The sequence below is a fragment of the Roseburia porci genome, assembly GCF_009695765.1.
Lineage (GTDB): Bacteria > Bacillota > Clostridia > Lachnospirales > Lachnospiraceae > Roseburia > Roseburia porci.
Genome location: NZ_VUNI01000055.1, coordinates 1 through 1587 on the forward strand (window position 1 = coordinate 1; position 1587 = coordinate 1587).

The window sequence follows — 1587 nt, forward strand, 5'->3', positions numbered from 1 at the left end:
ACTAAAACTTCCCACACCGATACGATGTGTTGAACCTTGAAAATTCAATATTTCAGCCAATAAAAAAGGCATAAACCTGTTCTGTTTGGTATAATGGAATTGACTAGAAACCATTTTAACAAAGGAGATTTATGCCATGTCCAGTATACCACAAAACCATTTCGATGAGAACGACTTAATTGACTGTGTTCAGAGATTTTTTTCCAAACATCATGTTGGCAAGCTTCTTGCCAGATGTAATGGGATGAAAGAAAAAGGTGTTTCACCTGTTTCTCTGCTTCGTTACAAACTCAGCAACATTTTTGTCGGAAGAAGTATGTATATGCAGCAACGGACTGGCTCTTTTAAGGAAGATTTTTCAAAGAACACTTTTTATCGTTTCCTTAATTCGGTAAAAACAAACTGGCTCCGTTTTACTTCTCTTCTTGCTGCGGATATCGTAAATAATGATCTCAAAGATCTAACGGATGATAACAGGAAAAATGTTTTCATCATTGATGACAGCCTTTTTAATCGTACCAGCTGCAAGAAAACAGAACTGGCATCAAAGGTTTTTGACCACACTGACATGCATTTCAAAAAAGGTTTTCGGATGCTTACCTTAAGCTGGAGTGATGGGAATACACTGATTCCGGTAAACAGCTGCCTGTTAGCATCTGCAAAAGATACAAATATCATCGGTCCGGTAAAGGACTTTGATAACAGAACTATTGCAGGGAAAAGACGCATGCTTGCTCAGACAAAAGCGCCAGAAGCAATGATGACCCTGTTGGATACTGCCCTCAGTGCAGGACTGAAAGCTGATTATGTCCTTTTTGACTCCTGGTTTTCCAACCCAGCACAGATCACAGCCATCCATTCAAAAGATATGGATGTGATTGCTATGATTAAGAAAAGCAGCCGTATCAAATATTCATACTGTGGTGAGCAGTTGAATATCAAAGAGATCTATTCCCGGAACAAAAAACGCCGTGGCAGATCAAAGTATCTGCTTTCTGTTGACGTTATGGTAGGAAAGGAGAATCCTATTCCAGCGAAAATCGTTTGCGTAAGGAACAAAGCGAATCGCAAGGACTGGCTTGCTTTTATCTGTACAGATACGACCCTTTCCGAAGAAGAGATTATCCGTATTTATGGAAAGCGCTGGCAGATTGAGGTTTTCTTCAAAACCTGCAAATCTATGCTGAATCTGATTGGAGAATGCCATAGTTTATCCTATGATGCACTGACGGCCCACGTGGCCATTGTGTTTACCAGATATATGTTACTTGCAATGGAGCAGCGTCAAAATGAAGATCAGAGAACTCTTGGCGAGTTGTTCTTCTTCCTTGTTGATGAAATGGCAGACATTACTTTTAGCAGATCACTTGGCATTCTGATGGATGCCTTAATGGCAAGCCTTCAGGAAATCTTAAAGCTCAGTGATGAGCAATTGACAGCTTTTACTGCTGATTTCGAAGCAAGACTACCGAAATATCTGCGTAATGCACTCCATCCAGAGGCTGTGGTGGCATAAATTGCTATTTTGTTAGCTGAAGTATTGAATTTTCAAGGTGCGAAGCCTATTTTAGGTATGGGAAGTCTTAG

At 40.2% G+C, this 1587-nt stretch carries 1 protein-coding gene; it reads left to right on the top strand.

Annotated features, from left to right (window positions below):
- The first annotated feature begins 136 nt into the window (after positions 1–136).
- The gene (locus tag FYJ75_RS14235) at positions 137–1516 is read left to right on the top strand and encodes an IS4 family transposase (RefSeq protein WP_154431061.1); all 1380 of its coding nucleotides are present in this window, start codon (positions 137–139) and stop codon (positions 1514–1516) included.
- The last annotated feature ends 71 nt before the right edge of the window (positions 1517–1587 follow it).

Bases quoted from the DNA above. Each gene is read 5' to 3' on its own strand.
- FYJ75_RS14235 (WP_154431061.1), top strand. From the start codon at position 137: ATGTCCAGTATACCACAAAACCATTTCGATGAGAACGACTTAATTGAC.